The sequence below is a fragment of the Nonomuraea sp. SYSU D8015 genome, from assembly GCF_008065375.1.
Classification (GTDB): domain Bacteria; phylum Actinomycetota; class Actinomycetes; order Streptosporangiales; family Streptosporangiaceae; genus Nonomuraea.
In genome coordinates this window covers 247,816-269,894 of sequence record NZ_VJYI01000003.1, presented here as the reverse complement: position 1 = coordinate 269,894, position 22,079 = coordinate 247,816, and the positions used below count along the sequence as shown (strand labels likewise).

The 22,079-nt window shown below is 72.2% G+C and carries 28 protein-coding genes; 15 read left to right on the top strand and 13 right to left on the bottom strand.

From position 1 onward, the window contains the following. Positions 1–71: 71 nt before the first annotated feature. Genes ID574_RS16725 through ID574_RS16715 form a run of 3 tightly spaced genes read left to right on the top strand, consistent with a single transcriptional unit; the run spans position 72 to position 2,130 of the window. Positions 72–485: an ArsR/SmtB family transcription factor gene (locus ID574_RS16725; RefSeq protein WP_188189818.1), complete on the top strand. Its 414-nt coding sequence runs from the start codon at positions 72–74 to the stop codon at positions 483–485. Beyond that, positions 485–1,402 carry a cation diffusion facilitator family transporter gene (locus ID574_RS16720; RefSeq protein ID WP_188189817.1) on the top strand — a complete coding sequence of 306 codons (918 nt, stop codon included), beginning with the start codon at positions 485–487 and terminating at the stop codon, positions 1,400–1,402. Before ID574_RS16725 ends, ID574_RS16720 begins: the two co-directional genes overlap by 1 nt. 32 nt (positions 1,403–1,434) lie before the next feature. After that, positions 1,435–2,130: a hypothetical protein gene (locus ID574_RS16715; RefSeq protein ID WP_188189816.1), complete on the top strand. Its 696-nt coding sequence runs from the start codon at positions 1,435–1,437 to the stop codon at positions 2,128–2,130. A 9-nt stretch (positions 2,131–2,139) separates the two neighbouring features. Here ID574_RS16715 and ID574_RS16710 read toward each other — a convergent pair whose 3' ends face one another. The 3 genes from ID574_RS16710 to ID574_RS16700 all read right to left on the bottom strand — a co-directional run bounded on the left by ID574_RS16710 (position 2,140) and on the right by ID574_RS16700 (position 7,295). Continuing rightward, a complete protein-coding gene (locus tag ID574_RS16710; RefSeq protein ID WP_188189815.1) occupies positions 2,140–3,309 on the bottom strand; it encodes an acyl-CoA dehydrogenase family protein in 1,170 nt (389 codons plus the stop codon). 85 nt (positions 3,310–3,394) lie between these two features. Continuing rightward, positions 3,395–5,701 (bottom strand): alpha-L-arabinofuranosidase C-terminal domain-containing protein, encoded by a 2,307-nt coding sequence (locus tag ID574_RS16705; RefSeq protein ID WP_188189814.1) that lies wholly within the window; start codon positions 5,699–5,701, stop codon positions 3,395–3,397. Between the two features lie 142 nt (positions 5,702–5,843). Continuing rightward, positions 5,844–7,295 (bottom strand): ATP-binding protein, encoded by a 1,452-nt coding sequence (locus tag ID574_RS16700; protein ID WP_223166765.1) that lies wholly within the window; start codon positions 7,293–7,295, stop codon positions 5,844–5,846. A gap of 232 nt (positions 7,296–7,527) precedes the next feature. On the opposite strand from ID574_RS16700, the gene ID574_RS16695 reads away from it, so the two are divergent. Further along, on the top strand, positions 7,528–8,049 hold the full coding sequence (locus tag ID574_RS16695; RefSeq protein ID WP_188189813.1) for an SgcJ/EcaC family oxidoreductase: 522 nt from the start codon (positions 7,528–7,530) through the stop codon (positions 8,047–8,049). Here the strand turns inward: ID574_RS16695 and ID574_RS16690 are convergent. From ID574_RS16690 to ID574_RS16665, 6 genes are all read right to left on the bottom strand, one after another. Continuing rightward, complete coding sequence (locus tag ID574_RS16690; protein ID WP_188189812.1) at positions 8,012–9,370, bottom strand: sensor histidine kinase; 1,359 nt, start codon at positions 9,368–9,370, stop codon at positions 8,012–8,014. The two genes, ID574_RS16695 and ID574_RS16690, sit on opposite strands and share 38 nt — an antisense overlap. Then, positions 9,367–10,041, bottom strand: coding sequence for a response regulator transcription factor (locus ID574_RS16685; protein ID WP_188189811.1), 675 nt, complete (start codon positions 10,039–10,041; stop codon positions 9,367–9,369). Before ID574_RS16685 ends, ID574_RS16690 begins: the two co-directional genes overlap by 4 nt. A gap of 138 nt (positions 10,042–10,179) precedes the next feature. Continuing rightward, positions 10,180–10,839, bottom strand: a complete 660-nt coding sequence (locus tag ID574_RS16680) for a response regulator (RefSeq protein ID WP_223166764.1) — start codon at positions 10,837–10,839, stop codon at positions 10,180–10,182. Then, positions 10,836–11,918, bottom strand: a complete 1,083-nt coding sequence (locus tag ID574_RS16675) for a sensor histidine kinase (protein ID WP_188189810.1) — start codon at positions 11,916–11,918, stop codon at positions 10,836–10,838. Before ID574_RS16675 ends, ID574_RS16680 begins: the two co-directional genes overlap by 4 nt. A gap of 7 nt (positions 11,919–11,925) precedes the next feature. Then, complete coding sequence (locus tag ID574_RS16670) at positions 11,926–13,377, bottom strand: alpha/beta fold hydrolase (protein ID WP_188189809.1); 1,452 nt, start codon at positions 13,375–13,377, stop codon at positions 11,926–11,928. 63 nt (positions 13,378–13,440) lie between these two features. Then, positions 13,441–13,851 carry a hypothetical protein gene (locus ID574_RS16665; protein ID WP_223166763.1) on the bottom strand — a complete coding sequence of 137 codons (411 nt, stop codon included), beginning with the start codon at positions 13,849–13,851 and terminating at the stop codon, positions 13,441–13,443. A gap of 118 nt (positions 13,852–13,969) precedes the next feature. Between ID574_RS16665 and ID574_RS16660 the strand changes: the two genes are divergently transcribed. Genes ID574_RS16660 through ID574_RS16645 form a run of 4 tightly spaced genes read left to right on the top strand, consistent with a single transcriptional unit; the run spans position 13,970 to position 15,665 of the window. Further along, the gene (locus ID574_RS16660; protein ID WP_188189808.1) at positions 13,970–14,185 is read left to right on the top strand and encodes a hypothetical protein; all 216 of its coding nucleotides are present in this window, start codon (positions 13,970–13,972) and stop codon (positions 14,183–14,185) included. Positions 14,186–14,195: 10 nt separating this feature from the next. Next, on the top strand, positions 14,196–14,828 hold the full coding sequence (locus ID574_RS16655; RefSeq protein ID WP_188189807.1) for a TetR/AcrR family transcriptional regulator: 633 nt from the start codon (positions 14,196–14,198) through the stop codon (positions 14,826–14,828). A gap of 1 nt (position 14,829) precedes the next feature. Further along, positions 14,830–15,270, top strand: coding sequence for an acyl-CoA thioesterase (locus ID574_RS16650; protein WP_188189806.1), 441 nt, complete (start codon positions 14,830–14,832; stop codon positions 15,268–15,270). Continuing rightward, the gene (locus ID574_RS16645) at positions 15,264–15,665 is read left to right on the top strand and encodes a hypothetical protein (protein WP_188189805.1); all 402 of its coding nucleotides are present in this window, start codon (positions 15,264–15,266) and stop codon (positions 15,663–15,665) included. Before ID574_RS16650 ends, ID574_RS16645 begins: the two co-directional genes overlap by 7 nt. On the opposite strand, the gene ID574_RS16640 is transcribed toward ID574_RS16645, so the two are convergent. Next, positions 15,629–16,105: a carboxymuconolactone decarboxylase family protein gene (locus ID574_RS16640; protein ID WP_223166762.1), complete on the bottom strand. Its 477-nt coding sequence runs from the start codon at positions 16,103–16,105 to the stop codon at positions 15,629–15,631. The genes ID574_RS16645 and ID574_RS16640 overlap by 37 nt on opposite strands. A gap of 576 nt (positions 16,106–16,681) precedes the next feature. Here ID574_RS16640 and ID574_RS16635 point away from each other — a divergent pair. Next, entirely contained in the window at positions 16,682–16,957 is a 276-nt protein-coding gene (locus ID574_RS16635) for a hypothetical protein (protein WP_188189803.1), read from the top strand. 128 nt (positions 16,958–17,085) lie between these two features. Here ID574_RS16635 and ID574_RS16630 read toward each other — a convergent pair whose 3' ends face one another. Together ID574_RS16630 and ID574_RS16625 are read right to left on the bottom strand one after the other, a co-directional pair. Next, on the bottom strand, positions 17,086–17,823 hold the full coding sequence (locus ID574_RS16630; protein WP_223166761.1) for a dienelactone hydrolase family protein: 738 nt from the start codon (positions 17,821–17,823) through the stop codon (positions 17,086–17,088). After that, positions 17,820–17,987 carry a hypothetical protein gene (locus ID574_RS16625; RefSeq protein WP_188189802.1) on the bottom strand — a complete coding sequence of 56 codons (168 nt, stop codon included), beginning with the start codon at positions 17,985–17,987 and terminating at the stop codon, positions 17,820–17,822. The genes ID574_RS16630 and ID574_RS16625 overlap by 4 nt, the downstream gene beginning before the upstream one ends. Between ID574_RS16625 and ID574_RS62790 the strand changes: the two genes are divergently transcribed. The 6 genes from ID574_RS62790 to ID574_RS16605 all read left to right on the top strand — a co-directional run bounded on the left by ID574_RS62790 (position 17,973) and on the right by ID574_RS16605 (position 21,295). Further along, on the top strand, positions 17,973–18,485 hold the full coding sequence (locus ID574_RS62790) for a recombinase family protein (RefSeq protein WP_442939307.1): 513 nt from the start codon (positions 17,973–17,975) through the stop codon (positions 18,483–18,485). The two genes, ID574_RS16625 and ID574_RS62790, sit on opposite strands and share 15 nt — an antisense overlap. Beyond that, positions 18,482–18,757 carry a hypothetical protein gene (locus ID574_RS59725; RefSeq protein WP_223166760.1) on the top strand — a complete coding sequence of 92 codons (276 nt, stop codon included), beginning with the start codon at positions 18,482–18,484 and terminating at the stop codon, positions 18,755–18,757. The genes ID574_RS62790 and ID574_RS59725 overlap by 4 nt, the downstream gene beginning before the upstream one ends. A gap of 153 nt (positions 18,758–18,910) precedes the next feature. Then, positions 18,911–19,234 (top strand): hypothetical protein, encoded by a 324-nt coding sequence (locus ID574_RS59720; RefSeq protein WP_223166759.1) that lies wholly within the window; start codon positions 18,911–18,913, stop codon positions 19,232–19,234. 10 nt (positions 19,235–19,244) lie between these two features. Next, on the top strand, positions 19,245–19,664 hold the full coding sequence (locus ID574_RS59715) for a hypothetical protein (protein ID WP_223166758.1): 420 nt from the start codon (positions 19,245–19,247) through the stop codon (positions 19,662–19,664). 487 nt (positions 19,665–20,151) lie between these two features. Beyond that, on the top strand, positions 20,152–20,430 hold the full coding sequence (locus tag ID574_RS16610; RefSeq protein WP_188190268.1) for an oligopeptide/dipeptide ABC transporter ATP-binding protein: 279 nt from the start codon (positions 20,152–20,154) through the stop codon (positions 20,428–20,430). Positions 20,431–20,536: 106 nt separating this feature from the next. Next, positions 20,537–21,295: a trypsin-like serine protease gene (locus ID574_RS16605; RefSeq protein WP_188189800.1), complete on the top strand. Its 759-nt coding sequence runs from the start codon at positions 20,537–20,539 to the stop codon at positions 21,293–21,295. 48 nt (positions 21,296–21,343) lie between these two features. On the opposite strand, the gene ID574_RS16600 is transcribed toward ID574_RS16605, so the two are convergent. Continuing rightward, positions 21,344–21,994 carry a TetR/AcrR family transcriptional regulator gene (locus ID574_RS16600; protein WP_188189799.1) on the bottom strand — a complete coding sequence of 217 codons (651 nt, stop codon included), beginning with the start codon at positions 21,992–21,994 and terminating at the stop codon, positions 21,344–21,346. Positions 21,995–22,079: the final 85 nt, after the last annotated feature.

Here is a 22,079-nt window from a genome sequence, read left to right as displayed (position 1 = left end):
TGTTTTGCGTGGCTGCCCCGGTTCGCACGCGGTCCTTGAACGGCTTCCGGACATTTCGCTATCTTGCTCATATGAACACCTCTTCAGATGTCGGTGTGTTGGCGTTGGACGGTTGCACCGTCCGGGTGGTCGACGCCGACCGGGTCACCGCCGTACGCGAGCGGATGCCGTCCGCCGAGGATCTGACCGACACGGCCGACGTCTTCGGCCTGCTGTCCGACCCCAACCGGCTGCGGCTGCTGGTCGCCCTGCTGGACGGCGAGCTGTGCGTGTGCGACCTGGCGGCGGTGACCGGCCAGAGCGAGTCGGCCGTCTCCCACGCCCTGCGCCTGCTGCGCGCGCACCGCATCGTCGCCGCCCGCCGCTCCGGTCGCATGGCGTACTACCGGCTGGAGGACCCGCACGTGCGGATGCTGCTCGACCTGGCGCTGGCCCACACCGAGCACACCGAGGCCCTGCACCCCGAACGCGACGGGACCACCTGATGGGCGCCGGTCACGGGCATGGTCACGGGCACGGTCACGGGCACGCGGGCAGCCGTCACCGCTGGCGCCTGGCGGTCTCCTTCGCCCTGATCGGCGCCTTCTTCGTGGTCGAGCTGGTGTTCGGCCTGCTGTCCGGCTCGCTGTCGCTGTTGTCGGACGCCGGGCACATGGCCGCCGACGTGGTCACCCTCGGCGCGGCGCTGGTCGCCACGCGCATCGCCATCCGCCCCGACACCACCGGCCGCCGCAGTTACGGCTCCTACCGGGCCGAGGTGTTCGCCTCCCTGCTGGCCGTGGTGCTCATGCTCGCCGTCGCGCTGTACGTGGTGGCCGAGGCGATCGGCCGCCTCGGCGGCGCCGCCGAGGTCTCCTCCGGGCCGATGCTGATCGTGGGCGCCGTCGGACTGGCCGTCAATCTGGTCGCGCTGCTCCTGCTGCGCTCCGGCGCCGGCGAGAGCCTCAACGTCAAGGGCGCCTATCTCGAGGTCGTGGCCGACACCGCGGGGTCGGTGGGCGTCATCGTGGCCGGCTGGCTGGTGGCCGTCACCGGACAGACGTACTGGGACACGCTCATCGCCCTGGGCATCGGCGCGTTCGTGGCCGTGCGCGCGATCTCGCTCGGCCGCCAGGTCTTCGCCGTCCTGGGCCAGCACGTCCCCGAAGGCGTCGACGCCGCCGCCGTGGCGACCGACCTGGCCGCCATCGACGGCGTGCGCGACGTTCACGACCTGCACCTGTGGACCCTGACCTCCGGCATGAACGTGGCGACCGCCCACCTCGTGACCGGCGAGCAGAGCGACAACCACGCCGTCCTGGACCAGGCCCGCGACGTGCTCCGGCATCGCCACGGCGTCGCCCACGCGACCCTCCAGGTCGAGCCGGCCGACCACCGGGGATGCGACGAACTCGGCTGGTGAACCGCTCCCCGCCTGCCGCTCGTCGTAGGGGAATGACACTCCGGTTGCTCGCTCTCCTCGCGCTCGTCGCCTCCGTCCTGGTGAGCACCTCCACCGCGGCCCACGCCTGCAGTTGCTCGGATCTGACGCCCGCGAAGGCGATGGGGTACGCGGATGCGGTGTTCACGGGCACCGTCGCCGAGGTCCGTGCACGTGCCGCCGACGCCTTCGGCGCGAGCCGGCCGATCGTCTACACCTTCCGGGCGGACACCGTCTACAAGGGCGCGGCCGCCGCCGAGTTCACGGTCGCCACCAATCCCGACAGCGCCTCGTGCGAGTACGCGTTCGAGAAGGGCGCGCGCTATCTCGTGTTCGCGGACTCCGACCTTTCGGGCCTGGTCGAGAAGGTGCCGGGAGTGAGTCTGGCCTCCTCCTTGTGCGCCGGGAACGTGCCGGTCGATCCGGGCTCGGGGCCGCTCGAGCCCGGTGACGAGCGGACCGCCGGCCACGAGAGCCTGGCGGGCCCGGTCGACGCCGAGCTGGTCGAGGCGCTCGGCGCGCCCAGGAGCGTCCGTGAGCTCCCTGCCGGCACCGGCTCCGCCACGACCCGGCCGGGCGCCGCGGCACGTGAAACGGGCTCCGGCTGGAGCTGGCCCGTCGGGGGCGCGGTCGTCGTGCTCACGCTCGCCCTGACCACCGGGCTCGCGCTGATCGCCGGCCGGCGCCGGGCGGCCGCACGGCGCGGCTGATGGAGATGTCTACGGTTCGAGGCCGACGAGCACCCAGGACTCCCCTTGGGCCAGGCCGGCCAGCTCGCGGCCGCACTCCCGCAGCGCCTGCGGGCCCGAGGTGATGTGCGCCGTGCCCGTGTGGACGTCCCTGAACAGCCGCTGCATCAGCCCGTCGCGCAGCGCCGAGGTGCCCCCGGAGGCGTGGACGAACCCGGCCACCTCGGCGACCGTCCACGTGATGTGGTTGAGCGCCAGCCGCGCCATCGTCTCCTGGCGCACGTCGAGCTTGCGGCCCGCGTCCAGGGTGCGCTCCACGTCGTCCCAGGTCTCGTGCACCAGGGCCGTGGCGGCGCGGAGCTTGGCCTCGGCGCGGGCGAAGTCGGCGTGGAAGGCGTGGCTGTCGGCGATCTGGCCGGGCCGCCCGGCCCGTGCACCGACGTGGCGGATCAGCTCGTCGAGCACGCGGCGGCCGACGCCGAGCGCCCAGCCGGAGTGGCAGATCAGCGCCTGGTCGACCAGGCCGAGCCGGTAGAGCGCGCCGCCGCGCAACGGCTCGTCCATCGAGAAGACGTGCGTGTGCGACTCCGGCACGAAAGCGCCGTCGATGGCGTAGTCGATGCTGCCCGTCGCGCGCAGGCCCAGCACCTCCCAGTTGCCGAGCATCTTGACGTCCTCGATGGGGGTGATGAAGATCCGGACCTCGTCGGTGCCCTCGATGGCGCCCAGGCTGTGGGCGTACTGGGCGTGCAGCATGCCCGAGGCGAAGCTCCATTGCCCGCTGAGGCGGAAGCCCCCGTCCTCGCGTACGGCGACGCCCGGCCGGGTGCCCTGACCGGCGATGATCGGCATGCGCGGGCCTTTGAAGATGCGCTCCACCGCCTCGTCGCCCAGGTAGGCGCCGGCCGTGCCGTTCTCCAGCGAACTCGCCATCACCACCCAGCCCGTCGAGGGGTCGGCGTAGGAGAGCTCTTCGAGAACGTCGAGCAGCTCCCTCGGGGACAGCTCGGCGCCGCCGAGCGGCGCGGGCACCCATATGCCGAAAAGTCCTGCCTCGTGCAGGGCGTCCACGACGGGGGTGGTGAGTTTGCCCTGCGCCTCGGCCGCGGCCGCCTCGCTCTCGATCAGCGGGCGCAGCTCGCGGGCTCGCTCCAGCAGGGTGGTGGTGCCGGCCCGGTGCAGTCGGGGCGTATCGCTCATGTCCAGGTGCTCCTGTTCGTGATCGTCGGCGCCTCTCCACTCCGTCAGATCACGTATGGGCCGCCTTGTCCAGAGCCGGTGACCTTCAGATGGCGGTGACGACCGCCGTCACGAACGACCACGGCGGAAGGTCGAGCTCGACCCCGCCGCCCTGGCCGGCGATCGTCGTGACGGCCGGTGTCACGGGCGATCCGGCGAAGGGCGCACCGTCGTCGGGGCCCGCGCCGGCGAGCGTCGTCACCACCGCGGTGGCCGGGCGGCCGGGGGCCTCGGGGAGGGTCACGGACGCCACCCGGGCGACGTCGTGCGCGTTGACCACGCGCACGACGTACTCGGGAGCGCCGCCGGAGCCTGTCCGCGAGGCCGCGCCGGCGACCACCCGGTGCTCGGGCCGCAGGTCCTGCTCGAAGTCGTGCCGGAGCTCGCCGTCCACCCACACGCGCACGCGCGCGCCCTCCAGACGCACCGTCACCCGCACGGGTACGCCGGTCCGCACCCCGTGCCAGGGCAGCGGCCCGTGGTCCTCGTCAGTGATGCCGTCGTCGCCGCGCACGACACAGGTGGACTTGTTCCGCCAGGCGCCGATCTGCACGTCCAGGAAGCTTCCCGGCGCCTTCTCGCCCAGACGGACCACGAAGCCCTCGCCGCCGTCCCGCCGGATGGCGGTGAACTCCAGCGTCGCCGCCGCCGGGTCGATGCCGCCCAGCTCGACGGCCTCCCCCTCCGGGCCCGTGCCGGCGGCCGGCAGCGGGCGCCCGTCGAGGGTGATGCCGGTGTAGTCGATGGCCGCGCCGGGGGAGCGCAGCAGCGCCGAACCGGACTCGGGCAGCGCCACCGGCTCCGGCTCGACGCCGCCGAGCGTGACCGGGTGGAGCCGGGTGCCGCGTTCGCCGGAGAACATCCGCTGCACGTGGTAGGACGCCGAGGTCAGCACCTCGGTGGCGGTGAAGTAGATCAGGTCGGGGACCCACTGGGTGTGCCCGGTCCGGGCCAGCAGCGGCGCGTAGGAGGCCAGCCGGACCACGCCGGGGTGGCGTTCCAGGCCGATCATGTAGGCGGCCTCGGCCAGCGCCGACCGGACGGTGCTGGAACGGGCCGCGTACTCGCCCACGTAGACCTGCGGGCCGGGCGCGTAGCCGCCGTAGCGGTCGACGTTCTGGTGGAACCAGCGGGGGTTGCGGTAGCCGTGCTCGTCCACCATGGCGGTGCCGCGTGCGCGGGCGAACGCCCAGCCGGCCTCGAAGTCGGGACCGAACGGCTGCGGGCCGGCCGTGCCGATCACACAGATGCCGGGGTGGCGGGCGCGGACGGCGTCCTCGATGCGGGCGTAGCGGTCGCGGAAGTCGTCGGTGATCTCGTCCTCGTTGCCGACCCCCAGGTAGCGCAGCCCGAACGGCTCCGGATGCCCCAGCTCTGCCCGCCGCGCCCCCCAGCGGGTGGTGGCCGGGCCGTTGGCGAATTCGACGAGGTCGAGCACATCCTGGATGTAGTCGTCCATGTCGGCGTCGTCGATCGCCCGCGGCCCGCCGGGAGTGTTCTGGCAGCACACTCCGGCCGCCACCACCGGCAGCGGGGTGGCGCCGGTGGCCTGGCACAGCTCGAAGTACTCCAGGTAGCCGATCTGCCGCGACTGGTGGTATCCCCACAAGTTGGGGATCTGGGCGCGCTCGTGGCGGGGGCCGATGGTGGTCTTCCAGTGGTACATGTTGTCCAGGCCGTTGCCGTGCGCGACGCACCCGCCGGGGAAGCGGATGAAGCTGGGCCGCAGGTCCTTCAGGGCCTGGAGCAGGTCGGGGCGGAAGGTCAGCGGTCGCCCGTCCGGGCCGGCCGGCCGGAGTGAGACGTGGTCGAGATCGACGGTGAGCCCCGGCGGCACCTCGATGCGCAGCTCGCCGCGGCCGTCCGCGACCGCTGCGAGCCGCGCCTCGCAGCGCCGCCAGCCGCCCCGCGGCACGGCGACCTGCGCCCGGGCGAGGTCGCCTCCGCCGGTGCCGATGGCGGCCGTCAGGGTCGCCACCGATCCGTCTTCGGCGCGGGCGAAGAAGCTGAGCAGGAACTCCTGCCCGGCAGTGGCGCCGACGCCGTCCCAGCCCTCGTTGGCCAGAGCCGCCGGCCCGGCCACCCGTATGTAGTGGGCGTTGTTCGGGTGGATGGGGGCGTCGGTGCGGACCTCGACCCGGTCGGGGTCGTCGGCGCTCCACGCGGTCAGCGGGCCCCAGCCGGCCCGGTCGGCGGCGCTGAACTCGAAGTCGCCGTTGCGGACGCGTTCGGCGTTGAGGCCGCCGTCGAGCGCGTCGTTGAGGTCCTCGATGAACAGGCCCCACAGGTCCGGAGCCAGGTCGACACCCTGGTAGGCGCCGACGTCGATGGTGATGCGCTCGCGGGCGGTCATGCGCCGTCGTCCTCCACGGTGACACGGATGCGGGCGGGCAGGTGCGCCCGCGGCCTCACCGGCGCCGGCGCGCCGGCCAGGTGCGCCCGCGGCCCCAGCCCCGGTGAGAATACGGGAGCCGCCCCGCCCACGCGATGCCGGGTCAGCAGCTGGGGGGCTGCAACCGGGCGGGCGCGCGATGATCCTTGGCGTCGCCGTGCGTACGGGCCGACGGCGTCTCCTGGGAGCCGAGGAGGGCGCGCGTGAGCGCCTGGCTGTCGCCCGACATGGCCTGCAGGGCCGTGTCGAAGTGGTCGTCGGTGAGGGCGGGCGCGTCCGAGCGCAGCGCGACCAGGATGACGCGGCGCAGCAGCTCCTTGATGTAGGACGCGGTGACGCCCTCGGTGGCGGCGACCACCTTGGCGGTGTCGGCCGCGATGGGCCGGTTCCGGGCGTACAGCCGGATCAGCCGCTCCCGCGCCACCGCGTCGGGAGGCGGCACCTCCACCGCCAGGTCCACCCGGCCAGGGCGCTGGACCAGGGCGTGCTCCAGGGCCTCCACCCGGTTGGTCGTCAGGACGAACGTCACGTCCACGTCGCCGCTGATGCCGTCCATGGCGTCCAGCAGGGAGAACAGCAGCGGGCTGGTCTCGTGATGGCTGCGGTCCTCGGCGATCAGGTCGACGTCCTCCACGACCACGATGGACGGTTGCAGCTTGCGGGCCAGGGCCACCGCGTAGTCGATCTTCCCCATGGCGGGCCCCGTCATCAGCACCGCCGTGTGGTCGCGTAACCGCCCGATGAGGTATCGCGTGGTGTGGGTCTTGCCGGTGCCCGGCGGGCCGTACAGCAGCAGCCCCCGGCGCAGGTGCTGGCCGGCCTCCGTCAGCCGGTCGGCCTGCTCGGCGATGCCCACGATGTGATCCTCGATGGCCTCCAGCCGCCCCTCCGGCAGGACGACCTCCTCGGCGCCCAGCTCCGGGCGGGGCAGGAAGGTGAGCAGCTCGTTGTCCCTGTGCTCGCTGAAGCCGAAGCTGAGCACCTGGCCGCGGAACGGATCGTGCTCCCTCTTGAGCCGGTCCACCTCGTCGCGTACGGCGGTCGCCGCCTCGCGGCCGGCCGACAGCACGGTGAGCAGGCTGTAGGAGTCGTAGTCGTCCCTGTTGCTGAGCCCGACGACGACCGGCGTGCCGTCGGGCGCCGTCGTGGCGACCAGGCCGAGCTGCACGACCTCGATCGTGGCCTCGGGGCCGATCGGGGCCGTGCCGTAGTCGGGGCGGCCCAGCATGCGGCTGCCCTCGCGCATCGCCGACAGCAGCATGTTGATGATGCTCTCCCAGCGCCGCTCCCCGCCGACGATGCCGAACCACTGCGCCCCGGGGGAGTGCGCGCCCAGGTAGAGGTCGGCGGCGGTCTGCAGCGCGGCGTGCTCGTACAGCCGGTATTTCTCCTCCACCACGACGACGTCGCTGAGCGGGCAGCCGAGGTGGTCGGTCACCTTGGCGACCAGCGGGGAGGCGGCGTTGTCCTCGCCGATCCTCGTGGCGACGGCGGTGTACACCTGTCGCAGGCTTTCGGCGAGCGCCCGCGCACCCGCGAGATCGATGTCGGTCACGCCTACCATCATCGCCGCCGGACGGGCTCCGCGGGATGACTGCGCCGATTCCGGACACGAGACCCGTCGTAGCGACCCCTGTGCGTCCGGACAGCTGCGACGATCCGGACACGCTCCGCATTTTGTCTTTCCGCTTCCGCTGCGCTTGATCGGCGCTGGGCCGGCGCTTTCCCGCTGCTCGCCATCGTGAAAGCGAACATTTCCCCCGATTCACACCAGTGTGAAGGAGTTCATGGTGAAACTGTGGGTCAGCGCCATGGCCGCGGGAGCAGCGCTCCTCGTGGTGACCGCCGGCGGCCAGGCCGTCGCCAACGCCCAGCCCGGCCAGTCCGCCGCCGCCCAGCCGGCCCTGTCCGCCGTCGCCGCCAAGCCGTCGAAGGCGCAGATCGCGGCGCTCTTCGACACCTGGAACGCGGCCCTGGTCACCGGCGACCCCCGCAAGGTCGCCGCCCTCTACGCGCCGGACGCCGTCCTCCTGCCCACCGCCTCGCCCAAGATCCGCACCAACCGCGCGCAGATCGTGGACTACTTCGAGCACTTCCTGAAGAACAAGCCGTCGGGCAAGAAGATCCGTACCGTCGTCGACGTCCTGGACGCCGACTCGGCGATCGACACCGGCCTGTACCGCTTCACGCTCACCAAGGACGGCAAGAAGCAGGCGGTCGACGCCCGCTACACCTACGTCTACGAGAAGCGCGGCGGCAAGTGGCTGATCGTCAACCACCACTCCTCGGTGCTGCCGCCCGAAGGGTGATCCGTACGCAGAGTCCGCCGCCGGGAGCGTCGCGCAGGGCGACGCTCCCGCCGTCGTCGGTCAGCAGCTGTTTGACGATGGCCAGGCCCAGGCCGGAGCCCGACCGTCCGGTGAGCCCCCGGCCGCGCCAGAACCGGTCGAAGGCCCGGGCCTTCTCGGCAGGCGGCATGCCGGGGCCCTCGTCGAGCACGTCGAGCACGACTTCGTCGCCGCGCGACCCGACGCGTACGGTGATCGTGCCGCCGTCCGGAGAGACCTCCAGGGCGTTGGACAGAACGTTGTCCAGAACCTGGTCGAGATGGCCCGGGCTGGCCATGACCACGGGGCCGGGGCCGGGCGGCCACTCGGTCGTGAAGCGGATGCCCCGCTCCTCGCCCGCCACCAGCCAGACGCCGAGCCGCCCCTCGACGATCTCCGTCAGATGCAGCGGCTCGGCCGCGGTGACCTCGCCCTCCGCCCTGGCCAGCACCAGCAGGCCGTTGACCAGGCGGCTCATGCGGACGACCTCCGCGGTCGCCTGCTCCACGTCCTCCCGTACGAACTCGTCGTCGACCCCGTCGGCGATGTTGTCCAGGGACAGGCGGAGCGCGGTGAGCGGGGTGCGCAGCTGGTGGGAGGCGTCGGCGACGAAGATCCGCTGGGCGTCGATCAGGGTCTCCAGCCGCTCGGCGCCGGAGTTCAGGGTCCTGGCGAGCGTCTGCGTCTCGGGCGGGCCCGTGACGGGGGAGCGGGCGGTCAGATCTCCGTCGCTGAACCTGCTGGCCATCTCGTGCAGCTCGCGCAGCGGCCGGGTGAGCCGCCGGGCCGTGAGCGCCCCCAGCGCGGCCGCCACCGCCACCACGGCGACGGCCAGCACCGCGCGGAAGCCCCAGATCTCCCACAGGCGGGTCGTGAGCTCGCCGGGCGGGTAGACGATCCGCACGGCGCCGACGATCCGCTGGTCGGAGGCGCGCGCCGGTACCGTGACGAAGAGCGAGGAGTCCCAGCGTTCGGTCACCTTTCCCTCGAGGGCGCTGGTGAAGTCCCCGCTGCCGGCGTCCGCGGGCGCCGGCAGCGGAGGCACCGCCCCCCGGCTGGAGGAGATCACCTCGACCTTGCCGGGCGTCTCCGTCCCGTACGCCTCCGCCATGCGGGCCAGCGCCTGCCGGGAGGGCGCGTCGTCGTTGGCCAGCAGCAACGCCATCGTGGTGGCCTCGCGGCGCACGGCCAGCTGGATGTCCCCGCGCAGCTGCTGAGTGAGCGTGACGGCCACCGGGACCGTGAACGCCGCGAGCGCGACGGCGACCAGCAGCACGTAGCTGACGACCAGCTGGCGGATCATGACGGATCGGGCTCGAGGACGAGCCGGAAGCCGACGCCGCGCACCGTCTCGATGGAGAGGACGCCCGCGAACTTGCGGCGCAGCGCCGCGACGTGCACGTCAAGGGTCTTGGTGGGGCCGAACCAGTTGGCGTCCCACACCGCTTCCATGATCTGCTCCCGGGTCATCAGCGCGCCCGGCTCCTCGGTGAGGAAGGCCAGCAGCTCGTACTCCTTGGGGGTGAGCGGCACCTCCTCGTCGTCCACATGCACGCGCGCGGCTCTGCGGTCGACGGTCAGCCGCCCGTATCGGTCGGGTACGAGGGCGGCCTTCCCCTGCGGCGGCTTCACCCGTCGCATCACCGCCCTGATGCGCGCGATCACCTCACGCACCCCGAACGGCTTCGACACGTAGTCGTCGGCGCCGATCTCGAGCCCCACCACCCGGTCGGTCTCGTCGCTGCGGGCGCTGATCACGATGATCGGCACCTCGCTCCGGGCCCGCAGCTCGCGGCACACGTCCAGCCCGTCGGCGTCCGGCAGCCCGAGGTCCAGCAGCACCAGGTCGGCCGGGGCGGCCTTCAGCGCCGCCGCGCCCGTCGTGACCCACGCCACCTCGAACCCGTAGCGGGTCAGGCCGCGCCGCAACGATTCGGCGACGGGCTCGTCGTCTTCCACCAGCAGCACGCGCACGCGAGCACCCCAGCATTCCAGTCGCGATGCAGATTGAGAGGGGAGTCTACGGCCCGTCCGAGCAGGCACGGACCGCCGGCCGCGCGGTCTGCCTCCGGCGTTCCGCGGCGCCGTCGAGGAGGACGCCCGCGGCCCGCGTCACGGCAGATCGGCCCACGTGACCAGGCCGTGCCGGTGGGCGTAGACCGCCGCCTGCACGCGGGTGCGCAGCCCGAGCTTGGCCAGGATCCGCTCGATGTGGACCTTCACCGTGCCGGGCGCGATGACCAGCGCCTCGGCGATCTCGGCGTTGCTGCTGCCGGCGGCCAGGTGCCGCAGCACGTCGGTCTCGCGCGGCGTCAGCGTGGCCAGCTCGCTGGTGGGCGGGCGGGGCGACGTGGCCGCGAACCGGTGCAGGAGCCGCGGGGTCACCTGCGGGTCGACCAGGCCCTGCCCCTCGTGGGCGACCCGCACCGCGTCGATGATCAGCCCGGGGTCGCTCTCCTTCAGCAGGAACCCGACCGCGCCCGCCTGGAGGGCGCCGAACAGGTATTCGTCCAGATTGAACGTGGTCAGCGCCACCACGGCCGGCGCGGGGTCGAGGGCCACGAGGTCGCGGATGGCCGCCAGGCCGTCCATGCGCGGCATGCGGATGTCGGTGAGCACCACGTCGGGCCGGTGCCGCCGGGCCATCGCGACGACCTCGTACCCGTCCGACGCCGTCGCCACCACCTCGACGCCGGGTTCGGACGCCAGCAGCAGGCGCAGGCCCTCCCTGGTCGGCGCCTGGTCGTCGGCCACGATCACGCGAATGGTCACCGCTCTGCTCCGTTCTCGTCGAGGGGGAAACGGGCGGTCACGCGCCAGCCGGATGGCTCTCGCGGCCCCGCCGTGAGCGTGCCGCCGAGCAGGGCCGCGCGCTCGCGCATCCCCCGCAGCCCGCCGCCCTTGGGCGCCTCGGGGCCGCCGGGGACCGCCCGCCCGTTGTCCTCCACCGTCGCCTCCACGAGCCGGGGCCGGCGGCGGATGCGTACGACCGCGCGCGAGGCCCCGGAGTGGCGCATGACGTTCGTCAGCGACTCCTGAACGATCCGGTACACCGCGTACCGGACCCGGGACGGCACCTCGTCGCGCAGCGGGTCACCGTCCAGCCGGACGCGGAGCCCCTGACGGGACAGACCGGCCAGCAGCGAGCCGAGGTCGGTGTCCATGTCCTCCTGGTCGCGGAGCAGGCCGAGCAAACGCCGGGTCTCGCCGAGCGCGGTGCCGGAGATCTCGGCGATCAAGTCGAGGGCCTTCTGGGCGTCCGCGGGCGTGCCCCGCCGCGCCCCCACGGCCTGCAGCCGGATCGCGCTGAGGTGGTGGCCCACCACGTCGTGCACCTCGCGGGCGAGCTGGGCGCGCTCCTGGGCGCGCTGGACGAGCTCTGCCTGCCGGACCTCGTCGTGGCGCAAGCGCAGGATGTGGCCCAGCGCCATCGGCGCGAGCCCGGCGGCCACCGGCGTGACCAGCCCGAACGGATCCGGCGGGAGGCCGAAGGACACGACCTCGAGCCCGACCAGCCAGCCGGTCGCGGCGGCCATCGGCAGCCACCGGTGCCGCTCGGCGTGGTAGGCGGCCGACATGAACGCGCCCACCGCCACCCACGTCCCGGCCCCCGGCTGGTGGAGCACCTGGGCGAGCACCACGGCCGCGCCCGAGGCGAGCGCGGCCGTCATCGGCAGGCGCCGGCGTACGGCCAGCGGCGCGCACACCGCGCAGACCAGCGCCGCCCACAGTGGTGTGTGCAGGCCGGAGGGGGCGCTCAGCAGCGGAACCCCCAGGACCACCAGCGTCGCGAGCACCGCCCAGACGGTGTCCCGCGCGAGCGCGGGCAGCTTCCGCCAGGCTGCGATCACGCGACGTTCACCCCCGGGGAATCCTGGCCACCAGATCGCCGGGGCACCTCGCTCCGTCGGGAGGCAGGGCCCCTGCGGTCAGGTAGTCGTGCACGTACCGGCGCAGGCAGGTCTTCCCCAGCCCGGACGCGCTCTGCATGAGGTAGGCGGCGTGCCCGTCGCCGTGCCGGACCACGCGTGCCCCGGGGACCTGCGCGGCCAGGTGCTCGGCGGCGAGATGCGGCGTGTTGTCGTCCGTGTCGCCGATGGAGATCAGCACCGGGGGCACGCCCTTGGCCCGCAGCGGGTGCGGCGGGTACGCGGGGCCCTTGCTCATGCCGACGCAGCGGGCGAGCTGGTAGCGGCCGTGGACCCACCCGATGCGCGGGGCCGCCGCGCGCAGCCGCGACTCGATGGCCTGGAACTCGCGGTAACCGGGCACGTCGGGCATGAAGTCGTGGCAGAGCATCACCCCGTGGGGATACCCGGGTTCGTCCGCCGGAGGCTTCTCGGGCCTCAACGTCAGCAGATCGGACGCGTCGCCGTCGGCGGCCTTGCGCAGCGCGGCGGCCAGGCGTGGCCACAGAGGCGGGGTGAGCCCGCTCATCACCCCGAGGAGGAACTCCTGCTCGCCCACCGTCCGCTCGCCCGCCGGGAGCGGGGCGCGGTCGCGCAATTCGTCGAACACCGCGATCGCGTCGTCGTCGCCGAGCGCGCACCCCGCCTTGCACCAGTCGCGGAAGCGTTCGAGCTGCCGCTCCTCGGTGCGCGCGTAGTCCAGCAGCCAGCGCTCCAGCGAGGGCCGGGTGTGGTCGGGGGCGCCGTCGAGCACCATCCGGCCGACCTTGGCGGGGAAGAGCTCCAGGTACGCCTGGCCGTACACGGTCCCGTACGAGTTGCCGAAATATCGCAATCGGGGCTCGCCGAGGGCGGCACGCAACGCCTCGATGTCGTGGGCCACCTGCCAGGACGTCAGGCCCGCGTACGCGGCTCCCATGGCCTTGCGGCAGGAGGCGTCGTAGGCGGCGATCGCCTTGGCGTGGGCGCGCCAGCCCGCTTCGTCCGGCGCCAGGATCAGCCCGGCGAGGCCCGGCGGCTGCTCCTCGCACTCGACGAGCGTGGGGCTGCCCTTGTCGCCCATGCCTCTGGGGTCGATCAGGACCACGTCGTACCAGGTGGTCAGCTCGGAGACGACCCCGGGCATCGCCCGTACGGGTTGGATGGTCCCGCCGCCGCCGGTGTTGACGACGAGTGATCCGAGCTTGCGCGCGGGGTCGCGGGCGGGCATCCGCGCGAGGTCGACCTGGGTCTTCGGTCCGTACGGGCGCTTCCAGTCGATCGGCACGGTCAGCTTGGCGCACTCCATGCTGTCGCCGCACTCCGTCCACCGCAGGGCCTGCGGCGCGGCGGCAGCCGCCGGAGCGGGGACACCGGTCACCAGTGCCGCCCCGAGGAGGAGCCCGGCAAGCGCTCTGCTCATGAATCTCATGCCACCAACCTCGCCCGAGGCCCCCGCCCCGGCATCTGCCGTCCGGCATATCCGTCACGGCCGCACGCTCACCGCCAGCGCGACCACGAACGCGGCACCGACCAGCCCCAGCATCGTCCAGGCCTGGACCCGCAGGCGCCGCTGGTAGCCGGGCAGTTCCTCGGGCAGCGCGAAGAGCCGGGACGGCCAATGGCGCCACGAGACGTTGACGAAGACCACCCCGGCGGCCAGGTAGAGCACGGCGGGTACGGCGAGGCCGAGCGCGAGGCCGCTGAGCGCGAGGAAGCCGATGAGCGGCGCGACCTTCCAGCGGTTGCCCTGGGCGAGCAGGAGCAGGAAGTCCTCGCGGGCCCGCGGAGTGGGGAAGAAGCGGGTGATCCTGGGCTGGACCACGGCGAGGCTGTAGGCCATCGCGCCGAACCAGACGGCCGCGGCGGTGAGGTGCAGGATCAGCAAGATCACCACATCCGCCACCGTATCAGCTGGCGCCCGCGGCAGCGGGAGCGATTCCTTTCCGGCCCCCGGTGGTCCACATGCTCGAAGGGGCCTTGCGCCGCACATCGCACCGGAAAGAGAGCACACCATGCCGAGCGGAGTCAGAGGCGGTCAGGAAGCACTGGGCCGCGGCTACCTCCGCGATGGCGGCGGGATCCACCGCGCGTACGGACTCGGCGTCCTCACCGTGACCGCCGCGGGCATCGCCGTCTTCGGCGGCGGCCCCGGCCTGGTGGCCGCGTTCGGGCTTCCGGCGGTCCACCCGGGCGTGCCTAACTATACAACCGATCGGTCGTTAATATAGTGTGGCCGCCATGACACAAGATGGTCGGCGGCTGCGCGGCATGCGGAGTCGCGAGGCGATCCTTCAGCAGGCCGTGGGGCTGGCGTCCGTCGAAGGGCTGGACGGGCTCTCCCTCGGCCGGCTGGCGGCGGCCACCGGCGTCAGCAAGTCCGGATTCTTCGCCCACTGGCGGGACAAGGAGCAGCTGCAGCTGGACGCCGTCGAATGGGCCGCCCGCCAGTGGGCCGAGCAGGTGGCGCAGCCCGCCCTTCGCGCTCCCGCGGGGGTGCGGCGGCTGTTCGCGCTGCACGAGGCGCGGCTGAGGTTCTACGGCGAGGGCGTGCTGCCCGGCGGGTGTTTCTTCTTCGCCGTGCAGGCCGAGTTCGACGACCGGCCGGGGCCGGTGCGCGACCGGCTCGCGCGGGCCATGCGCGACTGGCAGGAGTTCATCCGCCGGCTGGTGGCCGAGGCCGTCACGATGGGTGAGCTGGCCGAGGACGTCGACCCGGCGCAGCTCGCCTACGAGATCGACGCGCTGGGGGAGATGGTCATCATCCACTCCCGGCTGCTGGACGGCGCGGCGGCCCTCGTCCGCTCCCGGCGCGCCGTGTTGCAGCGGCTCCGCGCGCTCTGCCCCGACCCTGCGCTTCTCCCGGAGGATTGACATGACTGAAGGCGGCGTTCTCGAACCGGTCGAGGTGCATTTCGACGACCTGGACGCGATGGGCCTGTTGCACAACTCCCGCTACGCCGTGCTGGTGGAGCGGGCGATCGGGGCGTTCTGGCATCGGCTCGGCTGGGCGGCCGACCCGGCCAGGTCGGCGTTCAAGGACGTGTTTTTGGCCGTGCGGGAGTTCAAGGTGACCTACCACGTGCCCATCACGGGGGTGGGCCGGCCGGTGGTGCACTTCTGGCTCGACCGCATGGGGCGCACCAGCGGGGTGTACGGCTTCCGCGTGCTGTCGGAGGATCGGGAGGTGGTGCACGCCGAGGGCTACCGGGTCAACGTCAACCTCGATCCGGCGACCCTGCGGCCGGCGCCGTTCAGCGACGAGCTCCGGGCCGCCGCCGCGCCTCTCATGCTCGCGGCGACGGCGCCGTGCTGAGGTCGCGCTGGATCGCCGGACCGGCGGCACCGCAGCCCGGCCCGCTGGTCGCCGCATGGACCGACTACCGGATGAACCGGATCCTCGACCTGCCCGGCATCGCCCTGCGCGGCTTCTCACTGAGCCGGCTATGGCCTTCGCTGCCGGGCGCGGTGGGCATGTGGCTGTGGACGGACCCGGCCACCCGGCGGGTGGGTTCGCTGTCGGTGTGGCGCGGGGAGAGCGATCTCCAGGAGTTCGTACGGCTGCGCGTGCACGTACAGATCATGCGCGACTACCGGCACCGCGGCACCCTCCGCTCCCGCACGTGGCAGATCGACCGGCTGGACGAACGCGCCCTGTGGCATGCCGTGGTCGGTCACGTGGTGGAAGGCCGTTGGCCGTGCTCCCAGTAGGCCAGGTCCGGGGGTGAGCCGCTGCCCCCCAGGCGGGTGGTGATGGCGATGCGGTTGTGCGCGTTGGTCACGGTCGCGGCCCAGATCAGCGCCGCCAACTGGGTCTCCTCGAACAGGCTCGCCGCCTCGGCGTACACCGAGTTCGGCACCTGACCCGCGAACACCAGGGTGATCGCCTCCGTCAGGGCCAGCGCGGCCCGCTCTCGGTGGGTGTACACCTTGCTGTTCCGCCACGTCCGCACCTCACGGATGCGCTGCTCGCTCATGCCCATGGCCCGCGCGTCCTGGGTGTGCTGGTCGAGCGAGAGTGAGCAGCCGTTGATCTGGGACGCGCGGATCTTGATCAGCTGGAGCAGCCCCGGCTCGATGTCCGCCGCCTCCGCCGCGGCCCGGGCGGCCTCCTGCAGGGCGCTCATCGCGGTGGAGACAGCCGGGGTCACATTCTTGATCGCAATCCGCGTGGCAACCGTGGCTACAGACATGTCCTGCCTCTCGTCTCGCTCGTCGAAGCGCGCCGCCGGAATCAGGCCCCACGCATCTTCGTACGGCATGGGATACGCGCGACCACGCACGCCGGTTCGACGGCCGGGCGGCCGGCGGGCTGCTTGATCGACTTCGGGGCGGCGGGTCGCTAAGGTGGCGTTCGATCTTCTCCGCCCCCAGGAAGTGTCACGTGGCCCGTCGTCACCGTTCCGGCATCCCCGCCCTGCTCGTCACGGCTGTGTACGTCGTCGCGCTGGCGGTCGCCGCCGTGATCGCGCTGACCTCCGGCGACCTCGGCGCGTTGTGGCGGTTGACGATGTTCACGGAGGAGGCCGAAGGCGTCCCGGTGACGGGGCTGAACCTGCTCGTCCTGGTCCTGGCCGGCCTGCCGTGGGCCTGGGCGCTGTGGCAGATCCTGCGCGGCCCTTTGGCCGGGCCATCGCCTGAGCTGGACCGTGACACGCGCCGGCTGCGGGTGGCGCTGTACGCCGCGGTGGCGTTCGGGTGCTCTACCCCGTCCTGCCGGTCTGGCCGTGGCGGCCCTGGTCTGGATGGTGCTGGTCCTGCGGGCGCAGCGGCACGACGACCGGTGGCAGCGGGCCACCGTCATGTACGGCATCGCCGCCCTGGCGGTGCCGTTCCTGCTCCCGCTGGCGGGCCTGCTACTCGTGAGCGTGGGAAACGTTCCCGCGGACGCCATACCGGCCGCCGAGACCCTGATGGTGATCTGGCTGGCCGGCTCCGCCCACGAACTCGCCGACCCCCGCCACCAGTCCACGCCTCTCCCCACGCGACCGCCGGCGTCGTGATCGGGAATCCGACCGAATGTCCTCTTGGACAGGCCGCACTCCGGCGGAGGTCTTCTCGGGGAAAGAGCGGGCGTGCCGGCGGCTCCACAGGCGTCGGCCTGTGACGGGACGGCTCGTGCGGAACGAGGCTAGTGCTCATGGTTCGCGACGTGTTCGTCGAAGAAGGCGAACGCGCGCCGCCACGCGTCGTCCGCCGCCGGACGGACGAGCCCGTGACGGAGCGGGAACAACGCGAGCTTCGCGATGGGGTGATGGCCGTCGGTCATGAAGGAGTGCCCGGCGTCAGGGTAGATCTCGACGTCGTGCTCGACGCCCAGCGCCCGCAGGTGCTCCCGCAGCCGCGTGCCGTGCGACCGGAAACCCCGGTCGCGCCCGCCGTAGGAACCCACGACCGGGCACACCGACCGCAGCTCCTCCTTTTCCCGGGGTACCAGGCCGTAGTTCACCGACGCGGCTCGCACTCCGGGCGGCGCGCCGGCCGCGTAGGCGAGGGCGAACCCGCCGCCCATGCAGAATCCGATCACTCCGAGCCGGTCGCCGTCGACGTCCTCGCGGCCGGCCAGCCATTGCCGGGTGGCGTCGATGTCGGCGGTCGGCCGCTCCGGCTTGCCGGTCACGAGCTGGTGCATGACCCGCGCCAGGCACGCGATCCTGGTGCCGTGGCTGTACAGGTCGGGTAAGACCGCCGCGTACCCGTGTTCGGCGAACAGGTCCACCACATCGAGCATGTCCGGTTCGACGCCGTAGATCTCGTGCACGACCACCACCCCCGGCCATCCGCCCGCGGGAGCCGTCCCCTCCGGCAGTGCCACGGTCGCCGTCAGCGCGTCGCCGTCCGGCAGCGGAATGTGCACCTCTTGTCTCACCAGCGCTCCTCAACGCCGACCGATAGGACGAAACGCAACGTAGCGGAGTTGAGGGCGCCGTGCTCGGCCAGGGCCCGCCGGTAGACGTCAGGCCCGCCTTCGTAGGGCTCGATCGGGAAGCCCGGATACAGGTTTCTCAGGGATCCCTGGTGTTGCGAACGCATACTTATGTGCGTGAAGTTGCTGCGGTTGTCCAAGGCGGCCAAGCCTGGGGGTGGCACCCGGTGACGCTTCGACAGTGGACGGTCGACGGCAAGGTCCCCTTCGGCATCGCCGCGCAGGAAAAGGAACTGCGGGGCACGGCCACCGGCGAGATCGTGAAGGTCGCCCGGGATCGCGCGTCCGGGCTACGGGACAACCGGCCGGGGCTGAACCGGGTGCTGACGCCGGTCACGGACGGGTCGGTGACGGTGGTGGGGGTGACGCATGAGGACCGTCTGGCTCGGTTCGGGGTGGGCTGGGCTCAAGCGGTTGTTCGCGGTGTACGGCGTCGAGGCGGAGGTGCTGCACCTCACCAGGCCCGGCGGTCGGGACGAACTGCTGGAGGACTTTGTATCCCTGGTCACGACCTTTGCAGGCCGGCTGTACGGCATGCGGTCGGCGGAAGCTTGCGGGCGATTGCTGCCGAGACCCGCCGGTTCCCTGGGGATCATGTCGTATGAGCCACCGCAAACTCCCGCTGGCCGACGGCCAGAGCGCCCGCACCGCGACCGCCCGCGCGCTGCTGCGCGGCGGCATGGACGAGAAAACCGGCGAGGCGCTGTCGGCGCGGGCCGTGGCCGAGCGGGTGGGCTGGGGTGCGGACCTGGCCGCCGCAGGCTCGGCTGGGACGTGCCCGCCCCGGCGGGGGTACAGGTCAATGACCGGCTCGTGCGGATGGTTCAGGAGCAGGCCGGGCGGCTGTTGCGGTCTGCGCAGTGGCGGGTGGAACTGACCGCCGGGGTCCTGCAAACCTGGCCTGCCGACCCGGCCAAGCGCACGGCGGCCGAGTGGGACGCGGTGCGTGAAGCGATCCCGGGTGGCCGGTCCCTGCCCGGCAGCGCGATCAAGGCGCGGACGCGGCAAATCACCGCCTTCGTCTCCACTCATGGGCGGCTGCCGGATCCGCGCCGACCTGTCGTTCTCCCACGCCGTCCCCAAAGCCGAGCGGACCGGGCATACCGTGGCGCTAGGCGTGGACTGGGGGTTGAACACCCTGCTCAGCGCGGGCGCCGTACGCCGCCACGGCGACGGGACCATCACCGCGCTGGGGGCTGGTGCCCAGTTCCGGGCCGCCGGGGTGATGGCCCGCCAGCACCGTCTGCGTCGCCTGGGCGAACGCCTGCACGGCAAGACCGACGCCTACGAACACCTCATCGGTGAGGACGAGGATCACCACCTGGTCGCCAAGCACGCCGTGCTGGAAGGCTGAGCGTCAGCGTGTGGCCGGTCGGCGCACAGGCCTGAACGACGCGCTGGCCTGGTCGGCCGCCCGGTGGGCCGTGGATCAGGCCATCGCCGCTCGCGCGACGGTGATCTATGTGGAGGATCTGCGGTCCATGGAGGCCAAGGGCATGGGCCGCACCCTCAACACGCGACTGTCCCAGGCCGTGCGCGGACAGATCGTCGACAACATGCGGCACCTGGCCGCCGAGCAGGGGATCGCGGTGGTCACCGTCCCAGCGCGCGATACCTCCCGGCACTGCCCGCAGTGTCTGGTGCCGTTGCGCCACTGCAAGGCTCCCGACCGGCCCACCACACCCGGGTGGAAGTGGGCGGCCGTGCCACCGGCCAGATGGCCATCCCTCGCGTCATCGATGAGCTCGAAGCCGACGCGGTCGTCAGGTCGTCCACATTCATGACCACACCCGAGACTCGCCGGGCCGACCGGTCCAAGACCGGCCCCACCCGGCACCGCACCACCTCACGCTCCGTGCCCAGGCGACGCGGAGCACCCTCCATCCCCGGCCCCACCCGGTCGGCGGGCCAGCGTCCGGAGGGACACGCTCACACGGACCGCAGGCTGCCCCGCGCAGTCCGCCGGTACCAGGGCGTGCGCACAACCGATGGAGACGATCAGCTCAGGCACACTCCACCACCCGGGATCGACCACGGCACCGGCCGCGGGGGGCGGCGCTGGGTGCGGGCTTCCACCTGCACGCCCACGCCACCCCACCTCGGTGGGAAACACATCCCGTGTCCGCAACCAGAACCGGACTAAGGATCGATTAGCTATTCAGAGCCGCTGACCCGGCTCAGCTCCCACGACAGCCTCGTGGAAGGCGATGTCCGCATCATGCATGCTCCTCCTTTAGGGATCGCGCGGAATCGTACCGGTCCAGGGCTCGAATATCCGCGCCACGTCGGCACGCTCCCGCCGCTCGGCGGCCGCCCGCGCGGCCATGTCGTCGGCCAGGCAGCGCATTTCCGCGCATCCACGACGGCACGGCCCCGCGCCGCGAGCGCATCGTCCTGGCGGGCGACGTGCCCAGCCCGGTCGCCAAGCCCTCCGGCTGCGCCTTCCACCCGCGCTGTCCCCATGCCCGCGACCTGTGCAAGCTGGAACGGCCCCGCCTGCGGGAGATCGCTCCGGCCCGGCAGGCGGCCTGCCATTTCCCGCAGACGTAGCCGGGCAAACCGCCGCAATGTAGATCTTTTGCCGCAAATCTTTTCCTGACGCGGGAGAAGGACATAGCCTCCTTTAATGCGCTTTGTCGCTTTTGTCCTGATTGTTTTGACATGGATTGCGTGTGCCGCCACACCGGCATCGGCCATCACCAACGGCACCGCCGACGAGAATGCCCACCCGGAAGTGGGCGCCCTCATCGGTGACGCGCCCAACGCCGACGGCACGTGGAGCTACTGCACCGGCACGCTCATCTCGCCCACGGTCTTCCTGACCGCCGCCCACTGCGGCGAGAAGGGGCAGAAGACGGCCCGGGTCTCCTTCGCCGAGCGCTACGAGCCCGGCGCAGCGACATACACGGGACGCTACGTGCCCGATCCACGGTATAAGAAGTCCGGCGAGCTGCATGACATGGCGGTCGTGGTGTTCGACGCGCCCGTCCCCGGCATCAAACCCGCCGTGTTGCCCGAACCGGGTCTCCTCGACCGCATCGAAGAGGCCGGCGGGATGAAGAAGGCCCTTTTCACCTCGGTCGGGTACGGCTCGCAGGCCTCGATCAAGAAGGCCCGCGGCTGGCGCTACCGCAACACCGACACGCGTCACCAGGCGCGCATCTCCTTCAAGGATCTCTCCGCCCGCTGGCTGGACCTGGCGCCGAAGGGCCCGGGCGACGGCAGCACCTGCTTCGGCGACTCGGGAGGCCCGAACTTCCTGGGCGGGCCCGACTCGCACCTCCTCGTGGCCACCACGATCGGCGGCGTCGACGACGCCTGCAAGCTGACCAACTTCGACTACCGCCTGGACACCGCCACGGCCAGGCGCTTCCTGAGCAGGTTCGTCACCCTCCCGGGTCCGTCGCCCCTCTGATCGTCCGGCGGCCCTGTGATGTGAGGGGCAGCGGCCGGCGGGGCGGGGTCATCCCCCGTCCCGCCGGCCGTTTTCGTATGCGTCGACGCGATAGAGGGCGTTCAGGAGCGGCCAGGTCACAGCGGCCATCTCGGCCGGGGGCTCGGGGCATCCGCGCAGGAGCCAGTCGGTGGCCACGCCGATGACCGCGCCGGCGGTGAACGCGGCGGGAACGTCGTTCGCCGCGTCCGCGAGGGCGCGGGCGGTCCCCGGCCGGTCCCCGGCGGTGGCCTGCTGCTGGCGGTCGTGGATGGACGCCACGATGCGACGGCGGATGTGGTCGATGACGCGGGCGCTGCCCTGCGGCCCCAGCAGGGCGCGGAAGAGCCCGGCGTGCTCGGCCAGGGTGGAGTAGAACACCTCCAGCGACTCGATCGCCTCCCGCGCCAGGTCCGGCGAGTCGGGGCCGGGAGACGGCAAGGACTCGATCAGGCCGTCGATCAGCGCGGTGCAGGCGGCCTCGGCCAGCTCGTGGACGTCCCGGTAGTGGTCGTAGAAGGCCGAGCGGCTCACTCCGGCGCCTTCGGCGACGTCGGAGACGCTGATCCGGGACAGGTCCTGCTCCTCGACCAGGTGAATCAGCGCGCGTGCCAGGGCCGCGCGGGTGCGGCGCACGCGCCGGTCGCCGGAGGAGGTGTTGCTCGCTTTCGTGTTGGCCACACCCACAGTTTACGGTATGGCTACATGTGTCGGTTATCTTGCACATGTAGGCTAGTCTGTGGCCGGGACGACGAAAGGACCTGAC

Bases quoted from the DNA above. Each gene is read 5' to 3' on its own strand.
- ID574_RS16725 (WP_188189818.1), top strand. From the start codon at position 72: ATGAACACCTCTTCAGATGTCGGTGTGTTGGCGTTGGACGGTTGCACC.
- ID574_RS16720 (WP_188189817.1), top strand. From the start codon at position 485: ATGGGCGCCGGTCACGGGCATGGTCACGGGCACGGTCACGGGCACGCG.
- ID574_RS16715 (WP_188189816.1), top strand. From the start codon at position 1,435: ATGACACTCCGGTTGCTCGCTCTCCTCGCGCTCGTCGCCTCCGTCCTG.
- ID574_RS16710 (WP_188189815.1), bottom strand. From the start codon at position 3,309: ATGAGCGATACGCCCCGACTGCACCGGGCCGGCACCACCACCCTGCTG.
- ID574_RS16705 (WP_188189814.1), bottom strand. From the start codon at position 5,701: ATGACCGCCCGCGAGCGCATCACCATCGACGTCGGCGCCTACCAGGGT.
- ID574_RS16695 (WP_188189813.1), top strand. From the start codon at position 7,528: ATGGTGAAACTGTGGGTCAGCGCCATGGCCGCGGGAGCAGCGCTCCTC.
- ID574_RS16690 (WP_188189812.1), bottom strand. From the start codon at position 9,370: ATGATCCGCCAGCTGGTCGTCAGCTACGTGCTGCTGGTCGCCGTCGCG.
- ID574_RS16670 (WP_188189809.1), bottom strand. From the start codon at position 13,377: ATGAGCAGAGCGCTTGCCGGGCTCCTCCTCGGGGCGGCACTGGTGACC.
- ID574_RS16660 (WP_188189808.1), top strand. From the start codon at position 13,970: ATGCCGAGCGGAGTCAGAGGCGGTCAGGAAGCACTGGGCCGCGGCTAC.
- ID574_RS16655 (WP_188189807.1), top strand. From the start codon at position 14,196: ATGACACAAGATGGTCGGCGGCTGCGCGGCATGCGGAGTCGCGAGGCG.
- ID574_RS16650 (WP_188189806.1), top strand. From the start codon at position 14,830: ATGACTGAAGGCGGCGTTCTCGAACCGGTCGAGGTGCATTTCGACGAC.
- ID574_RS16625 (WP_188189802.1), bottom strand. From the start codon at position 17,987: ATGCGTTCGCAACACCAGGGATCCCTGAGAAACCTGTATCCGGGCTTC.
- ID574_RS59725 (WP_223166760.1), top strand. From the start codon at position 18,482: ATGAGCCACCGCAAACTCCCGCTGGCCGACGGCCAGAGCGCCCGCACC.
- ID574_RS59720 (WP_223166759.1), top strand. From the start codon at position 18,911: ATGGGCGGCTGCCGGATCCGCGCCGACCTGTCGTTCTCCCACGCCGTC.